The sequence below is a fragment of the Variovorax sp. Soil_C_26 genome, from assembly GCF_057657075.1.
This window is the reverse complement of sequence record NZ_JBDGJC010000003.1, coordinates 1-23282: the sequence shown is the minus strand read 5'-3', so window position 1 is coordinate 23282 and position 23282 is coordinate 1. Positions and strand designations below refer to the sequence as shown.

The window sequence follows — 23282 nt, the reverse complement described above, 5'->3', positions numbered from 1 at the left end:
TCGCGCAGAATCGGCCCATGCAGCGCATCACGCCAGACACTGTCGCAGACCTCTTCGACCGCGCGTCGACACGCCGGATCGAACAGCGCTGGGCCAAGGCGCTACCCGCCCACACGCTGATGCAGCGCGCCGGACTGGCCGCGGCCCGGCTGGCCATGGCGATCGCGCCGCATGCGCGGACCATCTGGATCGCCTGCGGTCCGGGCAACAACGGTGGCGACGGCTTCGAAGCCGCGATGCGGCTGCGCGAGCGCGGCTTCTCGCCGGTCGTCACCTTCGAGGGCGACGAGACCCGCCTACCGTCGGACGCCAGGGTCTCGCTTCGACGTGCGCGCGAGGCCGGCGTCGAGATCACCCCGGCACCGCCGCCTGCGCACGATCTCGCGATCGACGCCCTGCTCGGCATCGGCTCGACGCGCCCGCCCGAAGGCCACGTGGCCGAGTGGCTGCAGCGCATGCATCGAGCGGCGGCGCCTACCTTGAGCATCGATGTGCCGTCCGGCCTGGACGCGGACACCGGCGTGCTGCATCGCGCGGCCCGACAGGCGCCGGACAGCGCTGCCTCGCCGCGCCACTGCCTGAGCCTCTTGACGCTCAAGCCCGGCCTCTTCACAGCGCAGGGCCGCGACGCCTGCGGCAGCATCTGGTTCGATGACCTGGGCTGCGACAGCGTCGACGAGCCGCCGGCAGCCCGGCTCGCGGGTGCGCCCCGGATCCCTCCGCGCCTGCATGCCTCGCACAAGGGCAGCCAGGGCGACGTCGCCGTGGTCGGCGGCGCGCCCGGCATGGCGGGCGCGGCACTGCTGGCCGCCACCGCCGCCTTGCATGCCGGGGCCGGCCGCGTCTACGCCGGCTTGCTCGACCCGGATGCCGCGCCCGTCGCCGCGCTGCAGCCCGAACTGATGCTGCGCGACGCCGCCTCGCTCGATCTTTCAGCCATGGCGGTCGTCTGTGGCTGCGGCGGCGGCACCGCGGTGCGCGCCCTGCTGCCGCGCGTGCTGGCCACCGCGGCCACGCTGGTGCTCGACGCGGACGCGCTCAATGCGCTGGCGACCGACCGCAACCTGCAGGTGCAACTGTCGAGGCGGCGCCACCGTGGCCGCCCCACGGTGCTGACGCCCCATCCGCTCGAGGCAGCGCGGCTGCTCGGATGCACGGCGGGCGAAGTCCAGCGCGACCGACTCGCGGCGGCGCGTGAACTCGCTGCGCGATTCGGCGTTGTGCTGGTACTCAAGGGCTCCGGCACGATCATTGCCGAAGACGGCCCAGCGCCGGTCGTCAATCCGACCGGCAATGCGCGCCTGGCCACTGCCGGTACCGGCGACGTGCTCGCGGGAATGATCGGTGCAGCGCTGGCCTCGGGCCGGCCTGCGTTCGAGGCGGCCTGCGCGTCGGTATGGCACCACGGCCATGCGGCCGACACCTGGCCCGCCGGCGCACCCGCCTTGACGGCGGGCACACTGGCGCGCCAAAGCGTCTAGCCGCGTCCGACAAAGGGCATCTTTGTCGCCATGACGGTGTGGAACAGCACGTTGGCTTCCAGCGGCAGGTTCGCCATGTAGAGCACCGACTGCCCCACGATCTTCACGTCCATCAGCGGCTCGACCGCGAGTTCGCCGTTGGCCTGCGGCACGCCCTTGGCCATGCGCGCGGCCAGCTCCGTCATCGCGTTACCCACATCGATCTGGCCGACCGCGATGTCGTACTTCCGCCCGTCGAGCGAGGCCGTCTTGGTGAGGCCCTCGACGCCATGCTTGGTCGCCGTGTAGGCGGCCGAGTTCGGGCGGGGCGCGGTGGCCGAGATCGACCCGTTGTTGATGACGCGGCCACCGCGCGGCGTCTGCGCCTTCATGGTGCGGAACGCCTGCTGGATGCAGAAGAACATGCCGCTCAGGTTGATGTCGACCACGCCACGCCACTGCTCGGGCGTCCAGTCCTCGAAGGCGCCGGGCGGGTTGCCCACGCCCGCATTGTTGAAGAGCAGGTCCACGCGGCCGAAGCGCTCCACCGTCGCGGCGAACAGCGCCTGCACCGAATCGGCGTTGGCCACGTCGGTCGGCACCGCGAAGGCGCGCGCGCCCGCACCCGATTCCTCGGCCACCTGCTCGAGCGGCTCAAGGCGGCGCCCCGCGAGCGCCACGCTCCAGCCGTCGCCCAGCAGTGCCAGCGCCGCCGCGCGGCCGATGCCCGTGCCGGCACCCGTGACGATCGCGATGCGGCCCTTGTTGTTCTCGACGCTCATGCTCTGTGTCTCCTTTTCAGCTTTGTCTGTTCGGTAGCTCGTTGATATCGTCAGGGGCGGCGCGGCTTGCGCCCTTTCATCTTGTTCGCGGCCTTCTTGACCGCGGACTTGAACGCCTGCATGGCCGACTGCGGCTCCACCGCCGCCGCAGAGACGGCGACCCGCTCGGCGCGCGGCTCGACCGCGGCGGCTTCGGCCTTGTGGCGCGAACTGCGCTTGGACGATGCCTTGACCGGCACGCCCGCTGAACCCACACCCTTGTCCTTCATCGCGCGCGCCGTGAGGTCCTCGCCCTCGCGCACGAGGCGGAAGTCGATCTTGCGTCCATCGAGATCGACACGGCTCACCTGCACGCGCACGCGGGTGCCGATGGCGTAGCGGATGCCGGTGCGCTCGCCGCGCAGTTCCTGGCGCATCTCGTCGAACTTGAAGTACTCGCCGCCGAGCTCGGTGATGTGCACCAGCCCCTCGACATACATCGCATCGAGCGTCACGAAGATGCCGAAGGTCGTGGCCGACGTGACCACGCCGCCGTACTCCTCGCCCAGGTGCTCGCGCATGTACTTGCACTTGAGCCAGGCTTCGACGTCGCGGCTCGCTTCGTCGGCGCGGCGCTCGTTGGCGCTGCAATGCAGGCCCGCGGCTTCCCACGCGAGCACTTCCTTGGTCGGTGCGATCGTGGCCTTCTGCGGCTTGGTCGTGGGCGCCTTGACGCGTGACGCGAGGCGCTTGGCCAGCTTGGCGTGCGCTTCGCCGGGTGTCGGCAGCATCGGCAACTGGTAGCGCGCGTTGCCGAGGATGGCCTTGATCACGCGGTGCACGAGCAGGTCGGGATAGCGCCGGATCGGGCTGGTGAAGTGCGTGTAGGCCTCGTAGGCCAACCCGAAGTGGCCGCTGTTGAACGGTGTGTAGATGGCCTGCTGCATCGAGCGCAGCAGCATGGTGTGGATCTGCTGCGCGTCGGGCCGGTCCTTCGTGGCCTGGGCGATCGCCTGGAATTCGCCCGGTCTCGGGTCGTCGGTGATGCTGAGGCCGACGCCCATGGCCTTCAGGTAGCCGCGCAGGATCTCCTTCTTCTCGGTCGTCGGCCCTTCGTGCACGCGGTACAGGCCCGGGTGCTTGCCCTGGGCGATGAAGTCGGCGCTGCACACATTGGCAGCGAGCATGGCCTCTTCGATCAGGCGGTGTGCCTCGTTGCGTGTGCGTGGCACGATCTTCTCGATGCGGCCTGCGTCGTCGCAGATGATCTGCGTCTCGGTGGTCTCGAAGTCGACCGCACCGCGCTTGCTGCGCTGCTTCAGCAGGGCCTTGTAGACGTCGGCCAGGTTCAGCAGGTCCTTCACGCGGTCCTTGCGCTTGGCCGCCTCGGGGCCGCGCGTATTGCCGAGGATCGCCGCCACCTCCGTGTATGTGAAGCGCGCGTGGCTGAACATCACCGCCGGATAGAACTGGTAGGCGTAGATCTCGCCATCCGCCGCCACGAGCATGTCGCACACCATGCACAGGCGCTCGACTTCGGGGTTCAGCGAGCAGAGGCCGTTCGAGAGCTTCTCGGGCAGCATCGGAATGACGCGGCGCGGAAAGTACACGCTGGTCGCGCGGTCGTAGGCGTCGATGTCGATCGCCGAGCCGGTTTGCACATACGCACTGACATCGGCGATGGCGACCAGCAGCCGCCAGCCCTTGCCGCGACCGACCTTGGCGGGCTCGCAGTACACCGCATCGTCGAAGTCGCGTGCGTCTTCGCCGTCGATGGTGACGAGCGGCACGTCGGTCAGGTCGACGCGGCCCTTCTTGTCCGCAGGCCGCACTTTCTCGGGCAGCGCCTTGGCGTCGGCCAGACAGGCTTCGGAGAACTCGTGCGGCACGCCGTACTTGCGCACCGCGATCTCGATCTCCATGCCGGGATCGTCGATCTCGCCGAGCACCTCCTTCACGCGGCCCACGGGCTGCCCGAACAGGGCGGGCGGCTCGGTGAGCTGCACCACCACCACCTGCCCGACCTTGGCAGGCCCGGTCGCTCCCTTGGGGATCAGGACGTCCTGGCCATAGCGCTTGTCTTCGGGCGCGACGAGCCAGACGCCGCCTTCATGCAGCAGGCGGCCGATGATCGGCTGCTCGGGACGCTCGACGATCTCAACCACGCGCCCCTCGGGGCGGCCGCGGCGGTCCTGGCGCACCACGCGCGCCTTGACGCGGTCCTTGTGCAGCACCGCGCGCATCTCGTTGGGGGGTAGATAGATATCGGCTTCGCCGTCGTCGCGCTGCACGAAACCGTGACCGTCGCGATGCCCTTGAACGGTTCCTTCAAATTCGTCCAGCAGACCGCTGGAGTGGCCATTATTTTTGATATGATTCTCTCTTTCCTGAAATTCAAAACATAACTGCTTCGGCAGTTATGTGGGCCCAGATGGCGGAATTGGTAGACGCACTAGTTTCAGGTACTAGCGAGTAACATCGTGGAGGTTCGAGTCCTCTTCTGGGCACCACCCCTACCAAGCTGAAACCCCTGTGAATCGTAGATTCGCAGGGGTTTTTTCTTTGCCCTGGGAACATGATCGAGGGATGGTTTCCCTCACGAATGCCGATCAGCGCCGATGCCGGGCCGAACGACGTCAGGCTTGTGCACTCGCGCAGCCCATCGCGCCCTTCGAAAGGGCCATCCTGCGAAACGCTTGTCGACGACACGGATTCGAACAAATGGGCTGGTAAGAGTGCGGCGTTCAACCCGCGGCAGGGATCACGGACGGATCTGCGTGTTGGCCTTGAAGCCGAGACGCACCTTACCACGCGTAGACGACTGTCAACTATGTCCATCGTCCAAAGCATCCGCCAATGGGCGTGACGATCAAGCGCGACGCCGTCACGCTCTGGTTCGCTTGCCGCCACCCTGGCACCCCCTGGTTCGCAAAGCTGATTGCCGCTTTCGTCGTGGTGGATGAAAGAACGCGGTGCGAGACCGCGAAGCGTCGTCGGCGCGGTGCTGTTGGTGGCGGCCTGGGCCGCCCTTTGCGCCGGGTTGCGGCTCTGATTCGCTGCCGTGCGGTGACGGCGCATGGCCCAAGGTGTGGCGAAAGTCACACTTTCGGCTAAAAATGCGTCAAAAAGTAACGTCAAAACTACACATAAGGTTACGTTTGGTTCGAAAATCTAGCCATCAAACCAAACGGAAACTATCGTGATCGCAGCATTCACCTTGTTGATCGGCATGTTCCTCGGCGCGTTGTTCATGAGCCTTCTGGTCATCTCGCGCTCGGATGACTGAGCACTTGCCCGGCCCTGGCAGCCTGCACCCCGCCAATTGAAAAGCCCGCTCGCGCGGGCTTTTCTCTTTGAGGGCCCCGCACGCGTCAGATCGGCAGCGCGACCAGGTCGTGCCCTTCGACACCGACGATGCGTGCCCGGGTGAATTCACCGACCTTGAGCGTCTTGCTGATCTTCTCCGGCGGCAGCAGCCGCACCGTGCCGTCGATCTCCGGCGCGTCGGCGTAGCTGCGGCCAACCCCGCCCTTGCGGCCCATGGCCGGTGCCGAGTCCACGAGCACCTGCATGGTGGCGCCCACGCGCTGGCGCAGCTTGGCGATCGAGACTGCCTCGGCCACTTCCATGAAGCGCGCGCGGCGCGCCTCGCGCTCCTCGGTCGGCAACATGCCCGGAATGTCGTTGGCGGTGGCACCCTGGACCGGGCTGTAGGCAAAGCAGCCCGCCCGGTCGATCTGTGCCTCGCGAATGAAATCGAGCAGGTGTTCGAACTCCTGTTCGGTTTCGCCGGGAAATCCCGCGATGAAGGTACTGCGGATCACCAGCTGGGGGCAGACCTCCCGCCAGCGCGCGATGCGCTCGAGGTTCTTTTCGCCGCTTGCCGGCCGCTTCATGCGCCTGAGCACATCGGGATGGCTGTGCTGCAGCGGCACGTCGAGGTACGGCAACACCTGTCCGCTGGCCATCAGCGGAATGATCTCGTCGACGCTCGGGTACGGATAGACGTAGTGCAGCCGCACCCAGGCGCCGTACGGCTCGGCAATTTCGCCGAGCGTGCGCACCAGTTCGAGCATGCGTGTCTTGACCGGTTTGCCGTCCCAGAAGCCGGTGCGGTACTTGACGTCGACACCGTAGGCCGAGGTGTCCTGACTGATCACCAGCAGCTCCTTCACGCCGCCCTCGAACAGCGCCTTCGCTTCGCTGAGCACGTCGCCGACGGGCCGCGACACCAGGTCGCCGCGCATCGAAGGAATGATGCAGAAGGTGCAGCGGTGATTGCAGCCCTCGCTGATCTTCAGGTAGGCGTAGTGCCGCGGCGTGAGCTTGAGGCCCGCCACGCCGAAGCTGTTGGGCACCAGGTCGATGAACGGATCGTGGGGCTTCGGCAGGTTGGCGTGGACGGCGTCCATCACTTCCTGCGTGGCATGCGGGCCGGTCACGGCGAGCACGCTGGGATGCATCTGCCGCACCAGGTTGCCGCCTTGGTCGCCCGTCTTGGCGCCGAGGCAGCCGGTGACGATCACGCGGCCGTTCTCGGCCAGGGCCTCGCCGATCGTGTCGAGGCTCTCCCGGACCGCGTCGTCGATGAAGCCGCAGGTGTTGACGATCACCAGATCGGCGCCCTCGAAGCTCTTGGCGGTCTGGTAGCCCTCGGCGCTCAGCCGGGTCAGGATCAGTTCGGAGTCGGTAAGGGCTTTGGGGCAGCCAAGGCTCACGAAGCCGACCTTGGGGGCGGCTTTCGTGGCAGTTCGTTCGTGGGAGGCAACTTCGCTCATATTGCCCGTATTGTCCCAGCTATCGGCCGGGGCGGGGATTCAGGGGCGTTTGATGCCGAAGGCGCCCAGCACCTGCTCGGTGTTCTTCTGCATCTGCTCCTGCATCTGCAGGAAGACGTTCTTGGACTGCTCGACGTAGTTGCCCATGAGCCCCTGCAGCATTGGCGACTGCATGCTCATGAAGCGCGACCACATCTCCGGCGTCAGGCCTTCGGCCTTCTCGGCGAGTTGCGCCTGGACTTCGGTCATGGCCTGGATGTTCTTCTCGAGATAAGGGCCCATGTAGCCCTGCATCGCCTGCCCATAGAACCGGATGATGTTGGCCAGCACCTGCTCGGTGAACATCGGCGCGCCCCCCGCTTCCTCTTCGAGAATGATCTGCAGCAGGATGCTGCGCGTGAGGTCGTCGCCGGACTTGGCGTCGCGCACCACGAACTGTGCATTCTGTACCACCAACTGTTTCACCTCGGTGAGCGTGATGTAGGTGGACGTCTCGGTGTCGTAGAGCCTTCGGTTGGGGTACTTCTTGATGACACGTTGCACCGGCTTGACCCCGGACTTCTTGCTCTGCACTGCGCACTCCTCTACATGGAAGTCCATGTCATGCGAACGATTCTAGGTAGCGGTTTTGCTGCATCGCGACAAGGTTTACCCTGACCGCGCGCGGAGTGGCTCAATCGACGGTGGTCGCGTACTCGGCGCCGCATGCGTTGCAGGCGGCGGTCTCGGGACGTTCATCGCTGGCTTGCCGGAACCGCAGTGGATTCTTGTGGCCGTAGACCACCCAGCAACGCGGGCAGTGCTCGTGGCCGGCCGTCGGCAGGTAGGCGCGAGCGCGCTGTTCGGCACGCTCCTGCGTCACCGGCACGCCCTGGCGAAGTGCCCTTGCGATCTCGCGTGCGGCCATGGTCTCGGTGCGGCCGCTCGCATGGTCGTTGATACCGTAGACCGCACGCGCAAATTCCACCGGGGCCTGTTTGAGCAATGCGGCCAGACGTCGCTCGTCAGCGGCCCGATCGACGTATGTCGATCGCATTTTCATCAGATCGCTTGTCAAGAAAATCGAAAAGAAATGGCAGAACGGCCAAGGTAGCACAACAACATGGCCATGGTCTTTGTCTGCTTCAGCGGGTGGAATGCTGGAGGGAAGGAATTCTTCCCTGAATTTCCCCGAGAGCCTGAAGACTGGTCTTCTTCAGAGGGGAAACTTGGTAGGCGCGATTGGACTCGAACCAACGACCCCCACCATGTCAAGGTGGTGCTCTAACCAGCTGAGCTACGCGCCTAAGGATGTGTCCGAGAAGCCGCTATTGTAGCAGGAGAAAACACTGTTTTTCAGCGGCGGCGTGCAGATCGCACGCCGGCCACTGCCGTCACTGCCCCGAGCACCTGTGCAAGCCGGGCCGCGTCGGTGATCTCGACGGTGAACGTCATCCATGCCGTGCCCTTGACCGATTGCGTCTGCACGCCGATCACATTCATCTTCTCGCGCGCGAACACATCGGAGATGTCGCGCAGCAGGCCCTGCCGGTCCGACGCTTCCACCGCCACGTCGACGGCATACATCGGGGACTCGCCGCCCTTCGTGGCGCCCCACTCGACGTCGATCACGCGCCCGATGTCGCGCGAGGCCATCATGCGAAAGTTGCTGCAGTCGCTGCGGTGCACGCTCACGCCGTGGCCACGCGTCACGAAGCCGCTGATGGCATCGGGGGGTGCCGGCTTGCAGCACTTTGCAAGCTGCGTCATCAGCGACGAAACACCGACCACCAGCACACCGCCCTTGCCCGACTTTTCGCTGGCGCGCGGCTTCTTGAAGTGCACGCCGTCGTCGGGGTTGGGCGCAGGCTCGGGCGGACGCAGCAGCATCTCGATGTTGCGCAGCGAGAACTCGTCCTTGCCCACCACTTCGAACAGCTGGTCCGCCGACTTGAATCCGAGCTGCGACGCGAGGTCTTCGAGCCGCGTCGCGGTCTTGCCTTCGCGCTGCAGCAGCTTCTCGACCGCCTCGCGTCCGCGCGCCACGGTCTCGTGCGTGATCTGCGCATTGAACCAGGCGCGCACCTTGGCGCGCGCTCGGTGGCTGGCGAGATAGCCCAATTCGGCATTCAGCCAGTCGCGCGAAGGGCCGCCTTCCTTGGCCGCGATGATCTCGACCGTCTGGCCGTTCGACAGCGGCGTGTTGAGCGGCACCATCGCGCCGTCCACGCGCGCACCGCGGCACCGGTGCCCGAGCGAGGTGTGCACGGTGTAGGCAAAGTCGACCGCCGTAGCGCCCTGCGGCAACTCGACGATGGCCGCATCGGGCGTGAGCACGTAGATCCGGTCGTCGAAAAGCCCCTGCCCCTGCAGCCCGCCCGAGAGATCGCGCTCCCAGGCCAGCAACTGCCGCAGCACGGCGATCTTCGCGTCGTACTCGCCGCTGGCCCACACGCCCGCATAGCCCTTGTGGCCCGCTTCCTTGTAGGCCCAGTGCGCGGCGACGCCGTGCTCGGCATGGTCGTGCATTTCCTCGGTGCGGATCTGGATCTCGATCGGCTTGCCGGGCTTGCCGTCGACGAGTTCGCGCACCACGGTGTGCAGCGACTGGTAGCCGTTGGGCTTGGGCCGCGCGATGTAGTCGTCGAACTCCTCGTCGATCGGCTCGAAATGCGAATGCACCCAGGCCAGCGCGGCGTAGCAGTCCTTGACGTCGGGCACCACCACGCGCAGCGCGAGGATGTCGAACACCTGCCCAAAGTCGAGCGACTTGCCGCGCATCTTCTTGACGATGCTGTAGATGTTCTTCGGCCGGCCCTGCACGGCGGCGCGCACACCTTCGGCCTGCAGTTCGTTTTCGAGCTGCGAGCGCAGCTGCTCGACGTGGCCCTCGCGCTCGACGCGCTTCTCGTCGAGCAGGCGCGCGATCAGCTTGTAGGTCTCGGGCTCGAGAAAGCGGAACGAGAGGTCTTCGAGCTCCCACTTGACCTGCCAGATGCCGAGGCGGTTGGCGAGCGGCGCGAACACCTGCAGCGACTCGCGCGCCACGCTCTCGGGCGCCGGCCGCTTGCTGGCCGCCGCATGCCGCAGCGTCTGCAGCCGCGACGCCAGGCGCAGCATCACCACCCGCAGGTCGCGCGAGAACGCCAGCAGCATCTTGCGCACGTTCTCGGTCTGCGCGGCACCGGCGCCTTCGCCCAGGTGCTGCCCCTGCGAAGCCGAGCGCGCCTGCTCCTGCACCCGCACCAGCTTGGTGGTCTCGACGGCCAGCGCCGCGAAGTTTTCGCCGAACACCTTGGCGATCACTTCCTGCGGGCGGTTGAGGTGCGGGCAGGCATACACCAGGTAGCTCGCTGCCTGCATGGCCTCGGAGCCGCCCATCTTCGCGACGATCGCCGCCACCGCGTCGGCATGGGAGAGCGTGTTCTCGCCGGTGTCGAGGGTTTCGTCGGCGATCAGCGGCTCGGCAAATGCGCGCGCGCGCGCCAGCATGTTCGCCATCACCGGCGTGCGGTCGGCCGTGGCGGCGGACAACGGATAGTCGACCACGGCCAGCTCGGGCGTGGTGGCCGTTTGGAGGCTCGAGGACTCTCGCTTCACCTGGGACTCACTCGAACAGAAAGGAAATAACGGCGGACACCTGCGCGGCATCGACAAAGGTGGGCGCATGGCCCACGCCCTCGAACTCGACCAGCGCCGCGCGCGGTCCGCGCTGCGTCATGGCCTGCGCCGTGGCGCGCGACAGCAGATCGGAGTCGGCGCCGCGCGTCACGAGCGTGCGTGCCTCGATGGCGTCGTAGAGGCTCCACATCACGGCGCCACCATGCGCCGCAGCCTCCGGCGTGATGGCACGCAGTGCGATGGCGATGGCCGGGTCGTAGTGAAGCACGCGGGGGCCGGCCTCGCCGTCGTCGCCCGCACCATCGAGCTTCGCCTTGCCATCGGCCGTACGCCGGGACGCCGGCACCACCATGTGCCGCGAGAGCGCCAGCCACTCTTCACGCGTGTGCGGACCGAAGCTGGTAGAGATTGCCCACATCGCATCGGCGGCGGCCTCGAGGCTGTCATAACGGCCGCCCTGCCCCACGTAGGCCGCGATGCGCTGGAGTGCGGCGGCTTCGATCGTCGGGCCGACGTCGTTCACCACGAAGCGGCGTATCGGCCGCACGAGCGGCAGCTCGCGATGGCCTGCGAGCACGAAGCCGATCAGCCCACCCATGCTGGTGCCGACGTAGTCGAGCGTCTCGACCGGCTGTTCGCGGTGCAGCTGCGCGACCAGCGCGAGCATGTCGGCCGCATACACCGGCACCTGGTAGAGCGCGGGATCGCGCAGCCAGTCGCTGCGGCCGCGGCCAGCAACGTCGGGGCAGACCACGCGCACATCGCCGCCGGCCTGCGCCACGATGGCCCGGGCCAGCACGTCGAAGTCGCGCCCCTGCCGCGTCAGGCCATGCACGCAGACCACCACGCGCGGACTGCGCGCGTCGCCCCACTGCCAATAAGCCATGCGATGGCCGCCCTGGGCGTCATCGCACGCCACGTCACGAAGCGTCGGGTCGGTCATGAAAACGAAATCGTTCTGGTGCGGATAATGGTCTCGTCGCATCCTAATTCATCCGGAGATCCATCTTTATGCTTAAAGGCAAAACCGCGCTTGTCACGGGGTCCACCAGCGGGATCGGCCTCGCCATCGCGAAGACGCTGGCCCAGCAAGGCGCCCAGATCGTGCTCAACGGCTTCGGCGATTTCCTGGCGCCGAAGGCCCAGGTCGAAGCGCTCGGCGTGCGCGCCGAATACCACGGCGCCGACATGAGCAAGCCCGCCGAGATCGAGGACATGATGAAGTTCGCCGCCTCGGCATTCGGGCGTATCGACATCCTCGTCAACAACGCCGGCATCCAGCATGTCGCGAAAGTGGAAGACTTCCCGCCCGAGCGCTGGGACGCGATCATCGCGATCAATCTCACCAGCGCGTTCCACACGACGCGGCTCGCGGTGCCTGCGATGCGTGAAGCCAATTGGGGACGCATCATCAATGTCGCGTCGGCCCATGGGCTCGTCGCCTCGGCCCAGAAGTCGGCCTACGTCGCGGCCAAGCACGGCATCGTGGGGCTCACCAAGTCGGTGGCGCTCGAGACCGCCACCACCGGCATCACCTGCAATGCCATCTGTCCCGGCTGGGTGCTGACCGCGTTGGTGCAAAAGCAGATCGACGATCGCGCGGAACGCGAAGGCATGACGGTGGAACAGGCCAAGAACGAACTGCTCGGCGAGAAGCAACCTTCGCTGCAGTTCACCACCGTCGAGCAGCTCGGCGGCCTCGCGGCGTTCCTGTGCTCGCCGGCGGCCGACCAGGTGCGCGGCGTCGCCTGGCAGATGGACGGCGGCTGGACCGCCCAATAGCGGGCGACCAACGGGCGACCGGTCGCAGGCTACTTGAGTTGCACCGAGCCCGAGACGTTCACGATCACGCTGGTCTTGCCCGCTTCGACCGGCACCGGCGCATCGGCGTAGGACTTGGCAGCGGCGGCGGCCATCATGCGCGGGCGAATCGGGCCGCTGTCGTTCGCGTTCACCGATACCTCGCGCAGCGTATAGCCACTGAAGCCAAAACCCTTGGCGAGCTCGGTCGCCTTCTGCTTGAAGTTGTCGATCGCGATCGTCTGGGCCTCGGTCTCGCTCTTGGCGCGCTGCTCCCGGCTCAGCGCGAAGCCCACATTGCCGACGTTGAGCGTCGTGATTCGGCCCGCCGTCTGCGTGATGCGCGGGAAATCGCGGCCCTCGAGCACCATTTCGGCCGTGCCCTGCCAGCCATTGATCTTGCCCTCGCGCGTGTAGCGCGGCGAGAGGCTGAAGTTGCCGGTGCGCACGTCGAGCTGGCCGGGCTGGACGTTCTTCTTCGCTTCCGCCAGCGCGGCATCGACGGCCGTCTTGAGCTGCGACTGGACCGTTGCGGCATCGGCGGCGTCTCGCGTGGTGGTGAGCGTCATGCTCAGCAGATCCTGCTGCACTTCGACGGTACCCGTGGCCGTGAGCTGCAGCACGTTCTGCGGCGGCGCGGCCAGGTTCTGTGCCGTGGCGCTTCCGGCGGCTGCGACCAGTGCAATGACGGCCACGACGGATGTGAGTTTGTTCAAGGCAAGATGCTCCCTGCGATAGGTTGTTGGATGAAGATCACCGGCGGCCGCGCCGCTTCAGCGGCGCTGGCTGCGGGGCAAGGTCAAGGCGCGGGCGGCGGACATCGGCGGTTCCGGTGCGAGCCGCTCGGCCGCCTGCGATTCGGCCGAATGCATGGGCGCCGGGGTGCCCGGCGGGATCCATTGTGCCCGCACCTGCTGGCGCAACTCCTGGAGCTCGGCCGCCGTCAGCCGCCTGCCGGCCGCGGCTTCCTCACGCCGGATCTCGTCGCGCTGCGCGGCGCGGTGGGCGGCCACTGCCTCGCGCACCTCGCTGCGACGCGAATCGCCCACCCGGAGAAACTCACCCCCGCCGGCAACGGCCCAGGCAGGACAGCAAGTACATGCAACGACGATCGGCAGCGCGGGAATAAAGGTTCTCATTGAGCAAAGATCAGCAGACAGACCGACTTTGCCACTGCTGAGCTAACGTCGGATGACTAGACAGCGAGCGTCCGCAAGTTTTGTAACTTAGTGTCAAACCATAAGTAAAACCGGCTCAACCGGTCCCCAACGCCTTCAGAATCGGCGCTGTTACAAATTCATCGTTGTAGAAATGACTCAAGTTCCCGCTCGCACCGACAAGATCGTGATCGTCGACGACGACGCCCGCATCCGTGATCTGCTCCGCCGCTACCTGACCCAGGAAGGCTTCGAAGTGATCGTGGCCGAGGACGGCAAGGCGCTCAACCGCATCCTGTTGCGCGACACGGTCGACCTGATCGTGCTTGACCTGATGATGCCCGGCGAGGACGGCCTGTCCGTCTGCCGCCGCCTGCGCGCCGCCAACGATCGCACGCCGATCATCATGCTCACCGCCAAGGGCGAAGACGTCGACCGCATCGTCGGCCTCGAGGTCGGCGCCGACGACTACCTGGGCAAGCCGTTCAACCCGCGCGAGCTGCTGGCGCGCGTGCATGCGGTGCTGCGCCGCCGTCCGCCGCTCGAGGCGCCCGGAGCCCCGTCGACCGAGAACGAGACCGTGACCTTCGGGCCCTTCACCTTCGACCTCGGCTCGCGCACGCTCAAGAAGGACGGCGAGGAACTCTCGCTGACCACCGGCGAGTTTGCGATGCTGAAGGCACTGGTGCGCCATCCGCGCCAGCCGCTGTCGCGCGAGAAGCTGGCCCAGCTCGCGCGCGGCCGCGAGTTCGAGCCCTTCGACCGCAGCCTCGACGTGCAGATCTCGCGCCTGCGCAAGCTGGTCGAGGCCGATGCCGCGGCACCGCGCTACATCCAGACCGTGTGGGGCGTGGGCTACGTGTTCGTGCCGGACGGCACCGCCTGACCAAAACGAGGTGGTGGCCATCGGCCTGCAATCGGAAAGACACGACCCAGCCCAGGAAGACGGCGCCCAGGTCACGATGCCGAGCCCGCTCGAGGGCAGCGGGCAGCGTGGGCGCCGCCGGGGGCTGAAGCTCGGCTTCAGCCTTTTCTGGCGCACCTTCTTCCTGCTCGCGCTGCTGCTGATCGGCTGCACCGTGGCCTGGCTGCAGACTTTCCGTTCCCTCGAATACGAACCGCGCGCCATCCAGACCGCGCACCAGATCGCTTCGCTCGTGAACCTCACGCGCGCGGCGCTGGTGTACTCGGACGCGATCACGCGCGTGTCGCTGATCAAGACGCTGGCCGACCAGGAAGGCGTGCGCATCCTGCCGCGCGAACCCAACGACCGCTTCCAGCCCTACACCAGCGGCGCGCTCGACCAGCGCGTGACCGAAGAGCTCATGGAGCGGCTCGGCGACGGCACCACCGTGGCGAGCCGCGTCAACGACGAGGCCGGCCTGTGGATCGGCTTCACGATCGAGAGCGATGCCTATTGGCTGCTGCTCGACCCGACGCGCTTCAGCCGCGTGGGCGGCCGCACCTGGCTGGTGTGGCTCAGCACGGCCATGGCGCTGTCGCTGGCCGGCGCGGCGCTGATCACGCGCCTGATCAACCTGCCGCTCAAGCAGCTGTCGCGCGCCACCCTGCAGGTGCGCGAGGGCGAATACGAAGCCCATCGCCTCGACGAGAGCGCGCGCACCAACGAGATCCGCGCGGTCAACATCGGCTTCAACCGCATGGCCGACCAGCTCGCCAAGATCGAGCAGGACCGCGCCATCATGCTGGCCGGCATCTCGCACGACCTGCGCACGCCGCTCGCGCGGCTGCGTCTCGAGACCGAGATGAGCGTGCAGGACGAGGACGCGCGCGACCACATGGCCGCCGACATCGCGCAGCTCGACGCGATCATCGACAAGTTCCTCGACTACGCGCGCCCCGACCACGTGGTGCCGCGACCGGTGCTGCTGCGCGACGTGGTCGACGCCTGCACCTACGCCGTGCAGGACTACGAGGAGATGAACATCCGCGTCGACGTGGCGCCCGATCTGCGCGTGCTCGGCGACGAGGTCGAGCTCACGCGGGTGATCTCCAACCTGGTGGAGAACGCGCGGCGCTACGGCAAGACGCCCTCCACCGGCGTGGCCGACGTGGTCATCCAGGCGCAGGCCAACAACGATGCGGTGCTGATCAAGGTGCGCGACCATGGGGCCGGCGTCGATCCGGTGCTGCTGACCCAACTGACCAAGCCCTTCTTCCGTGGCGATGTGGCACGCACATCGGCCGCGGGCGCCGGTCTCGGGCTGTCCATCGTGGCAAAGAACATCGAGCGCATGGGCGGCACCTTCGCGCTCACTAGCACGCCGGGCCGCGGCCTGGCGGCGCACATCCGCATGCCGCGCGCGATGCCGGACGCGTAGGCGTCGGCGGCCCCGATGCTCAGCGGGCGCGGTGCAACAGCACCACCGCGCGCGCCTCCATCGCGCGGCCCTCGCCGACGGGCCCCAGCTTCTCGGCCGTCTTGGCCTTCACGTTGACCTGGCCGGGCACGAGCCCCAGCACCTGGGCAATGCGCTGGCACATGGCGCCGATATGCGGCGCGAGCTTGGGGGCCTGCGCGATCACGGTACTGTCGACGTTGCCGATCTCCCAGCCCTCGGCCCGCACCCGGCGCGCCGCCTCGGCGAGCAGCACGGCCGAATCCGCGCCGCGGAACTGCGCGTCGGTGTCGGGAAAATGCCGCCCGATGTCGCCCAGGCCCGCCGCGCCGAGCAGCGCATCGGTGATCGCGTGCAGCAGCACGTCGGCGTCCGAATGGCCCAGGAGCCCGGTGGTGTGCGGCACCTCGATGCCGCCCAGGATCAGCTTGCGCCCGGACACGAGCTGGTGCACGTCCCAGCCCTCGCCCACGCGGATGTCGAACGGTGCCGTCATGCCACGCCCTTCTTGCGCCCGAGCAGCACCGCTTCGGCGAGCGCGAAGTCTTCCGGAAAGGTGACCTTGAAGTTCTGCGCGCTGCCCGGCACCAGCAGCGGCGCGAGCCCGAGCGCCTCGATCGCGCCGGCTTCGTCGGTCACCGCGTCGCCGGCACGCTCGAGCGCATCGAGCAGCATGCCGATGCGAAACATCTGCGGCGTCTGGGCCAGCCATTTGTCGGCCCGCGGCAGGGTCTGCGACACCCGGCTGTCGGGCGACGACACCTTCAGCGTGTCGGCCAGCCGCTGCGCCAGCAGCCCGCCCACCGCGTCGTGCTCGCAGGCGGCGATCAGCGCCTCGACCTGGCTCGACGTGACGAGGCAGCGCGCCGCGTCATGCACCAGCACCCAGTCGTGCGCGCCGGCGCCCTTCTGCCGCAACGCCACCAGGCCGTTGCGCACCGTGGCCGCGCGCGTCACGCCCCCGACCTGCAACAGGTATTCGCCTTCGGCCGGAAAGCGCGGCAGCGCTGCCTGCAGGTCGCGGTCGTCCGGCGACACGACCACCGCCAGTCCCGCGAAGCGGCCCGCGAGCGCGCGAAAGGCCGCCACGGTATGGGCCACCATCGATGCCCCCGCAATCCGCTGGTATTGCTTGGGCTCGGCGCCGCCCGCGCGGTGGCCGGTGCCGGCGCAGGGAATCAACACGAAAAATCGGGACGACGAAGACATGGGGGCGGAACGCCAGCGGGTGCCGGCAAGCGGACAAGGGGCCGCCATTCTAGAATTGGCGGCTTCACACACCCCTCGCCACCCGGCGCGGGGTGTTGTGCATTCCAGTAAGCCATCCATGGACCTCCCCCACCTCACGGCGGGCAAGCGTTTCACGCTGCCGCGTCCCCCGATGTCGGCCGATGCGCTGCTGCTCGCGCAGCTCGGCATGCGCGAGAAGGCCGCCGGTCGCGCCACCGCGATGTTCACCGCCGACGCCAACGACGCGCAGCGGCTCATCGACGAGATCGCCTTCTTCGCGCCCGATCTGCGCTGCGCGCTCTTTCCCGACTGGGAAACGCTGCCGTACGACAGCTTCTCGCCGCACCAGGACCTGATCAGCGAGCGGCTCGCCACGCTCTGGCGCATCAGCCAGAAGGAAGCCGACGTGGTGCTGGTGCCCGCCACCACCGCCCTATACCGGCTGGCGCCGCCCGCCTTTCTGGCCGGCTACACCTTCCATTTCAAGGCGCGGCAGAAGCTCGAGGAATCGAAGCTCAAGGCCCAGCTCACGCTGGCCGGCTACAGCCATGTGACACAGGTGGTGAGCCCGGGCGAGTACGCGGTGCGCGGCGGCCTGATCGACCTGTTCCCGATGGGCTCGCTGGTGCCGTTCCGCGTCGACCTGTTCGACGACGAGATCGACTCGATCCGCACCTTCGACCCCGACACCCAGCGCAGCCTCTACCCCGTGCCCGAGGTGCGCCTGCTGCCGGGCCGCGAGTTCCCGATGGACGACGATGCCCGCGCGCGCTTTCGCAGCCGCTGGCGCGAGCTGCTCGAAGGCGACCCGACCAAGAGCCGCATCTACAAGGACATGGGCAACGGCGTGGCGACCGCGGGCATCGAGTACTACCTGCCGCTCTTTTTCGACGAGACGGCCACGGTGTTCGACTACCTCGGGCCCGACGCCACCGTGGTGCTGCATGGCGAGCTCGAACCCGCGTTCCAGCATTTCTGGCAGGACACGAACGAGCGCTACCGGCTCGTGCAGGGCGACCCCGAACGCCCGGCCCTGCCGCCCGAGGCGCTGTTCCTGAGCGCCGAGCAGTTCTACCAGCGCGCCAAGCCGCATGCGCAACTCGCCATCCGCGGCGACGTGCCCACCGAGACGCCCTATGCCGAGTTCGACCGGCTCCCGCCTTTCGCGGTGGTCCGCGGCGCCGAGGATCCGCTGGTCGGGCTGAAGGCCCACATCGCGGCCACGGCGCACCGCGTGCTGGTGATCGCCGAGAGCGACGGGCGGCGCGAGAGCCTGCTCGACTTCCTGCGCGCGAGCGGCGTGAGCCCACCGGCCTTCGACACGCTGGCCGAGTTCGAGGCCTCGGGCGACGAGAAGATCGGCATCGCGACCGCCGCGGTGGCCGCCGGCTTTGCCTGGCGCGAACAGGGCATCGACTTCGTCACCGAGACCGAGCTCTTCGCCACCGCGCCGACCACGCGCCGGCGCAACAAGAAGCAGGAGCAGGTCAGCGACGTCGAGGCGCTGATCAAGGACCTGTCCGAACTCAACGTCGGCGACCCGGTGGTCCACTCGGCGCACGGCATCGGCCGCTACCGCGGGCTGATCCACATGGACCTCGGCCAGGGCGTCGATGCCCAGGGCAAGCCGCTGCTGCAGGAAATGCTGCACCTCGAATATGCCGACAAGGCCACGCTCTACGTGCCCGTGTCACAGCTGCACCTGGTGAGCCGCTATACCGGCGTCAGCGCCGACGAGGCGCCGCTGCACAAGCTGGGTTCCGGCCAGTGGGACAAGGCCAAGCGCAAGGCCGCCGAGCAGGTGCGCGACTCCGCCGCCGAGCTGCTCAACATCTACGCACGCCGTGCGGCGCGCGAGGGCCATGCGTTCCGCTTTTCGGCCGCCGACTACGAGGTGTTCTCCAACGACTTCGGCTTCCAGGAAACCGCCGACCAGAAGGCCGCCATCCACGCCGTGGTGCAGGACATGATTTCGCCCCAGCCGATGGACCGGCTGGTCTGCGGCGACGTCGGCTTCGGCAAGACCGAGGTGGCACTGCGTGCCGCCTTCATCGCGGTCACCGGCGGCAAGCAGGTTGCATTCCTGGCGCCCACCACGCTGCTGGCCGAGCAGCACTACCAGACCCTGGTCGACCGCTTCGCCAAGTGGCCGGTCAAGGTGGCCGAGATGAGCCGCTTCCGCTCGGCCAAGGAGATCACCACTGCCGCCAAGGGCCTGGCCGAAGGCACGGTCGACATCGTGGTCGGCACGCACAAGCTGCTCTCGCAGTCGGTCAAGTTCAAGAACCTGGGGCTGCTCATCATCGACGAGGAACACCGCTTCGGCGTGCGCCACAAGGAGGCCATGAAGGCGATGCGCGCCGAGGTCGACGTGCTCACGCTCACGGCCACGCCGATCCCGCGCACCCTGGGCATGGCGCTCGAAGGCCTGCGCGACCTCAGCGTGATCGCCACCGCGCCGCAGCGCCGGCTGGCCATCAAGACCTTCGTGCGCAACGAGGGCACGGGCGTGATCCGCGAGGCGGTGCTGCGCGAACTCAAGCGCGGCGGACAGGTCTATTTCCTGCACAACGAGGTCGAGACCATTCAGAACCGGCGCCAGAAGCTCGAAGAGATTCTTCCCGAAGCGCGCATCGCCGTGGCCCATGGCCAGATGCCCGAACGCGAGCTCGAGCGCGTGATGCGCGACTTCGTGGCGCAGCGCTACAACCTGCTGCTGTGCTCGACCATTATCGAAACCGGCATCGACGTGCCCACGGCCAACACCATCGTGATGAGCCGCGCCGACAAGTTCGGCCTGGCGCAGCTGCACCAGCTGCGCGGCCGCGTCGGGCGTTCGCACCATCAGGCCTATGCCTACCTGATGGTGCCCGACACCGAGGGCCTTACCAAGCAGGCGGCGCAGCGGCTCGATGCGATCCAGCAGATGGAGGAGCTGGGCTCGGGCTTCTACCTCGCGATGCACGACCTCGAGATCCGCGGCACCGGCGAGGTGCTGGGCGAGAACCAGAGCGGCAACATGATGGAGATCGGCTTCCAGCTCTACAACGAGATGCTCAGCGAAGCGGTTCGCTCGCTCAAGGCCGGCCAGGAGCCCGACCTGCTCTCGCCGCTGTCGGTCACGACCGAGATCAACCTGCACGCCCCCGCCCTGCTGCCCGACGACTACTGCGGCGACGTGCACCTGCGGCTGTCGTTCTACAAGAAGCTCGCCACCGCCAAGACGCCCGACCAGATCGACACGCTGCTCGAGGAGATCGTCGACCGCTTCGGCAAGCTGCCGCCGCAGGCGCAGACGCTGATCGACACGCACCGGCTGCGCGTGCTGGCCCGACCCTATGGCGTGGTCAAGGTCGATGCGGCGCCGGGCATCATCCACATCACGTTCAAGAAGGATCCGCCGGTCGACTCGATGGCGATCATCCAGCTGATCCAGAAGAACAAGCACATCAAGCTCGCCGGCAACGAGAAGCTGCGCATCGAGCGCGAACTGAAAGAGCCGAAGGACCGTGCGCAGATGGTGCGCGATGTGCTGCGCAGCCTCGGACAACCCCTCGTCAAGGAAACCGCCCCCGCATGAGCGCTACAGAAATTTCGCCCGGCCTCGTCCTCCAGCGCGTGAAGCCGCCGCTGGCTCTCGCCGATTTCAAGCTGATCGCCTTCGACATGGATTCGACGCTGATCAACATCGAGTGCATCGACGAGATCGCCGACGCCGTGGGCAAGAAGGCCGAGGTCGCGGCCATCACCGAGGCCACCATGCGCGGCGAGATCAAGGACTTCAAGGAGAGCTTGCGCCGGCGCGTGGCACTGCTCGAGGGCGTGCCGGTCGCGGCGCTGCAGCAGGTCTACGACGAGCGGCTCCAACTCAACCCCGGCGCGGCCGAGCTGGTCGCGGCCTGCAAGAAGGCCGGGCTCAAGGTGCTGCTGGTGTCGGGCGGTTTCACCTTTTTTGCCAACCGCGTGAAAGACCGTCTCGGCATCGACTTCGCGCGCTCGAACCTGCTCGACGAAGCCGATGGCAAGCTCACCGGCCGCGTGGTGCAGCAGAGCTGGGGCGACATCTGCGACGGCGCCGAGAAGCGCCGCACGCTGCTCGAAGTGGCATCGCTCCTGGGCATTTCGCCGCAAGAGACCATTGCCGTCGGCGACGGCGCGAACGACCTGCCGATGATGGGCGAAGCCGGGCTGTCGGTGGCGTACCGCGCAAAGCCCAAGGTCCGCGAACAGGCCATGGTGGCCATCAACGAGGGCGGCCTCGACCGCCTGCTGGAGATCCTGCAATGAGCGGCACCGCCAACCCAACCACCCCGCCCACCCCGCCCGCCCCGCTCTACCGCGCCGATGCGCTGCGCGACTACGCCAGCGCCCTGCTGCAAAAGGCCGGCCTCGCCGCGTCGATGGCCGACAGCATCGCGCGCACGCTGGTCGAAGGCGACCTGCTGGGCCACGACACACACGGCCTCGCGCTGCTGGCGGGCTATGTGAAGGAGGTCGAATCGGGCGGCATGACGCCCGACGGCGCCCCCGAGGTGTTGTCCGATCGACCCGCCGCTGTGCTCTGGGACGGCAAGCGCCTGCCCGGCCCCTGGCTCATGGACCAGGGCATGGACCTGTTGATTCCGCGCGCGCGCGAGCTCGGCACCGCCTCGCTCGTGATCCGCCGCAGCCATCACATCGCCTGCCTCGCGGTGTACATGCTGCGCGCGCTGCAGGAAGACATGCTGATGCTGCTCGCCTGCTCCGACCCCAACACCGCCAGCGTCGCGCCCTTCGGCGGCACGCAGGCGGTGTTCACGCCGAATCCGCTGGCGATGGGATTCCCGCTCTCGCAAGGTGGCGTGATGGTCGACATCTCGGCTTCGATCACCACCAACGGCATGAGCAACCGCAAGCGCGCGGCCGGCGAGACCTTCGCGGAAGACTGGCTGATCGACGCCACGGGCCGGCCGACGAACGATCCGCAGGTGCTGTTCGACCAGCCACCCGGCACGCTGCTGCCGGTCGGCGGCCTGAGCCACGGCCACAAGGGCTACGGCATGGCACTGCTGGTCGAGACGCTGACGGCCGGTCTCGCAGGCCATGGTCGCGCCGATCCGCCCGAGGGCTGGGGTGCGACAGTCCACATCACGCTGCACGATCTGCAGGCCTTCGGCGGCAAGGAAGCGTTCCTGCGCCAGATGGACCACGTGGCGGCGCAGTGCCGCGGCAATGTGCCGATTGATCCCGCGAAGCCCGTGCGGCTGCCGGGTGAAGGCGGGCTGAAGCGGCGCGAGGCGCAAGCCGAAAACGGTGTGCGGCTGCATCCGTCGATCGCGCGTTCGCTGCAGGAGGCCGAGCAGCGGCACGGGCTGCAGCTGGCACAGGCGCTGCTCTGAGCGGGTATCAGTCCTCTTCGGCCGGCGGCTCGGCCGCATCGTCCCCCGCCGCGCGCGGCTGCCGCTTCCCCGCCTTGGCCAGGATCTCGACGTAGAACTGCGTGCCGCCCTCCTTCACGATGCCGTCGATGAGCCCCGTGATGGCCGACAGATGGACGGGTTCCGCGGATTCCTGCGCCGCGCCGAACCGGCAGTCGAAGTCCCAGAAGTCCGAGCCTTCGGGCAAGTCGCGCCGGCGCTCGCGCTTGATGTACTTGCGGATCTCGTGTTTGATGGCTTCGAGGAGCCGGTCGGGGTGCTTGCCCTCGACCTGAAGCTGAAAGGTTTTTCTCATGGTCGATCCTAACCCGCTGTGTACAGTCGGCGATTCAACGGAAAGCAGGTGAAGACATGGCGCGCGCGAACGACTGGGCAAGCAAGGTGATGGCATTGGTGAACGGCGGCAACGCACCTGCGGCCATCGCGCAGATCAAGGTCGCGCCCTCGGTCAAGGACCTGAAGGCGCTGCAGACCATCATGACGCTATCGAAAATGAAAGGCCGCTATCCGAACGTGGATGCGGCCATTGCCGACAACCTCGCGCTGCTGGCCGCGCCCCGCCTCCACCGCTCGCCCTGACGGACGAGGGCCTTCCTACAGGGCCTGGCCCAGGCGCTTCACGCCCTCTTCGATCTTCGCCAAGTCGGCCGTCGCGAAGCTCAGCCGCAGCGTCGCCACGTCGGGCTTCTCGGCAAAGAACGGCGCGCCGGGCACGAAGG

General features: G+C 67.5%; 20 protein-coding genes, 2 tRNA genes and 1 pseudogene. 9 read left to right on the top strand and 14 right to left on the bottom strand.

Annotation, left to right across the window (positions count from 1 at the left end):
• Positions 1-17: 17 nt before the first annotated feature.
• Positions 18-1481, top strand: a complete 1464-nt coding sequence (locus tag AC3A6G_RS09520; protein ID WP_487859323.1) for an NAD(P)H-hydrate dehydratase — start codon at positions 18-20, stop codon at positions 1479-1481.
• Here the strand turns inward: AC3A6G_RS09520 and AC3A6G_RS09515 are convergent.
• Both AC3A6G_RS09515 and rnr read right to left on the bottom strand, forming a co-directional pair.
• Positions 1478-2242 carry an SDR family oxidoreductase gene (locus AC3A6G_RS09515; RefSeq protein WP_487859324.1) on the bottom strand — a complete coding sequence of 255 codons (765 nt, stop codon included), beginning with the start codon at positions 2240-2242 and terminating at the stop codon, positions 1478-1480. The two genes, AC3A6G_RS09520 and AC3A6G_RS09515, sit on opposite strands and share 4 nt — an antisense overlap.
• Positions 2243-2292: 50 nt before the next feature.
• Positions 2293-4566, bottom strand: a complete 2274-nt coding sequence (gene rnr, locus AC3A6G_RS09510) for a ribonuclease R (RefSeq protein ID WP_487859359.1) — start codon at positions 4564-4566, stop codon at positions 2293-2295.
• A gap of 80 nt (positions 4567-4646) precedes the next feature.
• Between rnr and AC3A6G_RS09505 the strand changes: the two genes are divergently transcribed.
• Positions 4647-4731: transfer RNA gene (locus tag AC3A6G_RS09505), tRNA-Leu, on the top strand.
• Positions 4732-5592: 861 nt separating this feature from the next.
• Here AC3A6G_RS09505 and rimO read toward each other — a convergent pair.
• From rimO to AC3A6G_RS09475, 6 genes are all read right to left on the bottom strand, one after another.
• Positions 5593-6999: a 30S ribosomal protein S12 methylthiotransferase RimO gene (gene rimO, locus AC3A6G_RS09500; protein ID WP_487859325.1), complete on the bottom strand. Its 1407-nt coding sequence runs from the start codon at positions 6997-6999 to the stop codon at positions 5593-5595.
• Positions 7000-7038: 39 nt separating this feature from the next.
• Positions 7039-7599: a polyhydroxyalkanoate synthesis repressor PhaR gene (gene phaR / locus AC3A6G_RS09495; RefSeq protein WP_487859326.1), complete on the bottom strand. Its 561-nt coding sequence runs from the start codon at positions 7597-7599 to the stop codon at positions 7039-7041.
• 73 nt (positions 7600-7672) lie between these two features.
• The gene (locus AC3A6G_RS09490) at positions 7673-8035 is read right to left on the bottom strand and encodes a hypothetical protein (RefSeq protein ID WP_487859327.1); all 363 of its coding nucleotides are present in this window, start codon (positions 8033-8035) and stop codon (positions 7673-7675) included.
• Between the two features lie 173 nt (positions 8036-8208).
• Positions 8209-8285, bottom strand: a tRNA-Val gene (locus AC3A6G_RS09485).
• Positions 8286-8334: 49 nt separating this feature from the next.
• Positions 8335-10479, bottom strand: a complete 2145-nt coding sequence (locus AC3A6G_RS09480) for a RelA/SpoT family protein (RefSeq protein ID WP_487862663.1) — start codon at positions 10477-10479, stop codon at positions 8335-8337.
• A gap of 106 nt (positions 10480-10585) precedes the next feature.
• Positions 10586-11542: an alpha/beta fold hydrolase gene (locus tag AC3A6G_RS09475; RefSeq protein WP_487864409.1), complete on the bottom strand. Its 957-nt coding sequence runs from the start codon at positions 11540-11542 to the stop codon at positions 10586-10588.
• A 68-nt stretch (positions 11543-11610) separates the two neighbouring features.
• Here AC3A6G_RS09475 and AC3A6G_RS09470 point away from each other — a divergent pair, with 68 nt between their 5' ends.
• Positions 11611-12381, top strand: coding sequence for a 3-hydroxybutyrate dehydrogenase (locus AC3A6G_RS09470; protein ID WP_487862630.1), 771 nt, complete (start codon positions 11611-11613; stop codon positions 12379-12381).
• Between the two features lie 29 nt (positions 12382-12410).
• Here AC3A6G_RS09470 and AC3A6G_RS09465 read toward each other — a convergent pair whose 3' ends face one another.
• Both AC3A6G_RS09465 and AC3A6G_RS09460 read right to left on the bottom strand, forming a co-directional pair.
• Complete coding sequence (locus tag AC3A6G_RS09465; RefSeq protein WP_487862629.1) at positions 12411-13115, bottom strand: SIMPL domain-containing protein; 705 nt, start codon at positions 13113-13115, stop codon at positions 12411-12413.
• Positions 13116-13172: 57 nt separating this feature from the next.
• The gene (locus AC3A6G_RS09460; RefSeq protein WP_487864408.1) at positions 13173-13448 is read right to left on the bottom strand and encodes a hypothetical protein; all 276 of its coding nucleotides are present in this window, start codon (positions 13446-13448) and stop codon (positions 13173-13175) included.
• A gap of 262 nt (positions 13449-13710) precedes the next feature.
• Between AC3A6G_RS09460 and ompR the strand changes: the two genes are divergently transcribed.
• Entirely contained in the window at positions 13711-14442 is a 732-nt protein-coding gene (ompR, locus tag AC3A6G_RS09455) for an osmolarity response regulator transcription factor OmpR (RefSeq protein ID WP_487862627.1), read from the top strand.
• A gap of 76 nt (positions 14443-14518) precedes the next feature.
• On the top strand, positions 14519-15898 hold the full coding sequence (locus AC3A6G_RS09450; protein WP_487862662.1) for a sensor histidine kinase: 1380 nt from the start codon (positions 14519-14521) through the stop codon (positions 15896-15898).
• A gap of 19 nt (positions 15899-15917) precedes the next feature.
• Here AC3A6G_RS09450 and ispF read toward each other — a convergent pair whose 3' ends face one another.
• On the bottom strand, positions 15918-16412 hold the full coding sequence (gene ispF, locus AC3A6G_RS09445) for a 2-C-methyl-D-erythritol 2,4-cyclodiphosphate synthase (RefSeq protein ID WP_487862626.1): 495 nt from the start codon (positions 16410-16412) through the stop codon (positions 15918-15920).
• Positions 16409-17173 carry a 2-C-methyl-D-erythritol 4-phosphate cytidylyltransferase gene (gene ispD / locus AC3A6G_RS09440; protein WP_487864407.1) on the bottom strand — a complete coding sequence of 255 codons (765 nt, stop codon included), beginning with the start codon at positions 17171-17173 and terminating at the stop codon, positions 16409-16411. Before ispD ends, ispF begins: the two co-directional genes overlap by 4 nt.
• A 70-nt stretch (positions 17174-17243) precedes the next feature.
• On the opposite strand from ispD, the gene mfd reads away from it, so the two are divergent.
• From mfd to AC3A6G_RS09425, 3 genes are read left to right on the top strand one after another with little or no spacing between them, the layout of a single operon-like run.
• Positions 17244-20726 carry a transcription-repair coupling factor gene (gene mfd / locus AC3A6G_RS09435; RefSeq protein ID WP_487862624.1) on the top strand — a complete coding sequence of 1161 codons (3483 nt, stop codon included), beginning with the start codon at positions 17244-17246 and terminating at the stop codon, positions 20724-20726.
• On the top strand, positions 20723-21433 hold the full coding sequence (serB, locus tag AC3A6G_RS09430; RefSeq protein WP_487862623.1) for a phosphoserine phosphatase SerB: 711 nt from the start codon (positions 20723-20725) through the stop codon (positions 21431-21433). The genes mfd and serB overlap by 4 nt, the downstream gene beginning before the upstream one ends.
• Positions 21430-22524 (top strand): Ldh family oxidoreductase, encoded by a 1095-nt coding sequence (locus AC3A6G_RS09425; RefSeq protein WP_487862622.1) that lies wholly within the window; start codon positions 21430-21432, stop codon positions 22522-22524. The genes serB and AC3A6G_RS09425 overlap by 4 nt, the downstream gene beginning before the upstream one ends.
• 7 nt (positions 22525-22531) lie before the next feature.
• Here the strand turns inward: AC3A6G_RS09425 and AC3A6G_RS09420 are convergent, their stop codons facing one another.
• Positions 22532-22858, bottom strand: coding sequence for a DUF6172 family protein (locus AC3A6G_RS09420; protein ID WP_487862621.1), 327 nt, complete (start codon positions 22856-22858; stop codon positions 22532-22534).
• Positions 22859-22914: 56 nt separating this feature from the next.
• Here AC3A6G_RS09420 and AC3A6G_RS09415 point away from each other — a divergent pair, with 56 nt between their 5' ends.
• Entirely contained in the window at positions 22915-23142 is a 228-nt protein-coding gene (locus AC3A6G_RS09415; RefSeq protein ID WP_487862620.1) for a hypothetical protein, read from the top strand.
• A 15-nt stretch (positions 23143-23157) separates the two neighbouring features.
• On the opposite strand, the pseudogene AC3A6G_RS09410 reads toward AC3A6G_RS09415, so the two are convergent.
• A pseudogene (locus tag AC3A6G_RS09410) lies at positions 23158-23282 on the bottom strand (PLP-dependent aminotransferase family protein); the annotation flags it as partial.

Excerpts from the sequence above, each read along its gene's own strand:
- AC3A6G_RS09480 (WP_487862663.1), bottom strand. The coding sequence starts at position 10,479 with ATGGCGAACATGCTGGCGCGCGCGCGCGCATTTGCCGAGCCGCTGATC.
- AC3A6G_RS09475 (WP_487864409.1), bottom strand. The coding sequence starts at position 11,542 with ATGACCGACCCGACGCTTCGTGACGTGGCGTGCGATGACGCCCAGGGC.
- serB (WP_487862623.1), top strand. The coding sequence starts at position 20,723 with ATGAGCGCTACAGAAATTTCGCCCGGCCTCGTCCTCCAGCGCGTGAAG.
- phaR (WP_487859326.1), bottom strand. The coding sequence starts at position 7,599 with ATGGACTTCCATGTAGAGGAGTGCGCAGTGCAGAGCAAGAAGTCCGGG.
- AC3A6G_RS09520 (WP_487859323.1), top strand. The coding sequence starts at position 18 with ATGCAGCGCATCACGCCAGACACTGTCGCAGACCTCTTCGACCGCGCG.
- AC3A6G_RS09415 (WP_487862620.1), top strand. The coding sequence starts at position 22,915 with ATGGCGCGCGCGAACGACTGGGCAAGCAAGGTGATGGCATTGGTGAAC.
- ispF (WP_487862626.1), bottom strand. The coding sequence starts at position 16,412 with ATGACGGCACCGTTCGACATCCGCGTGGGCGAGGGCTGGGACGTGCAC.
- AC3A6G_RS09515 (WP_487859324.1), bottom strand. The coding sequence starts at position 2,242 with ATGAGCGTCGAGAACAACAAGGGCCGCATCGCGATCGTCACGGGTGCC.
- AC3A6G_RS09450 (WP_487862662.1), top strand. The coding sequence starts at position 14,519 with ATGCCGAGCCCGCTCGAGGGCAGCGGGCAGCGTGGGCGCCGCCGGGGG.
- AC3A6G_RS09470 (WP_487862630.1), top strand. The coding sequence starts at position 11,611 with ATGCTTAAAGGCAAAACCGCGCTTGTCACGGGGTCCACCAGCGGGATC.
- ompR (WP_487862627.1), top strand. The coding sequence starts at position 13,711 with ATGACTCAAGTTCCCGCTCGCACCGACAAGATCGTGATCGTCGACGAC.
- AC3A6G_RS09490 (WP_487859327.1), bottom strand. The coding sequence starts at position 8,035 with ATGCGATCGACATACGTCGATCGGGCCGCTGACGAGCGACGTCTGGCC.
- ispD (WP_487864407.1), bottom strand. The coding sequence starts at position 17,173 with ATGGCGGCCCCTTGTCCGCTTGCCGGCACCCGCTGGCGTTCCGCCCCC.
- rimO (WP_487859325.1), bottom strand. The coding sequence starts at position 6,999 with ATGAGCGAAGTTGCCTCCCACGAACGAACTGCCACGAAAGCCGCCCCC.
- AC3A6G_RS09420 (WP_487862621.1), bottom strand. The coding sequence starts at position 22,858 with ATGAGAAAAACCTTTCAGCTTCAGGTCGAGGGCAAGCACCCCGACCGG.
- mfd (WP_487862624.1), top strand. The coding sequence starts at position 17,244 with ATGGACCTCCCCCACCTCACGGCGGGCAAGCGTTTCACGCTGCCGCGT.
- AC3A6G_RS09425 (WP_487862622.1), top strand. The coding sequence starts at position 21,430 with ATGAGCGGCACCGCCAACCCAACCACCCCGCCCACCCCGCCCGCCCCG.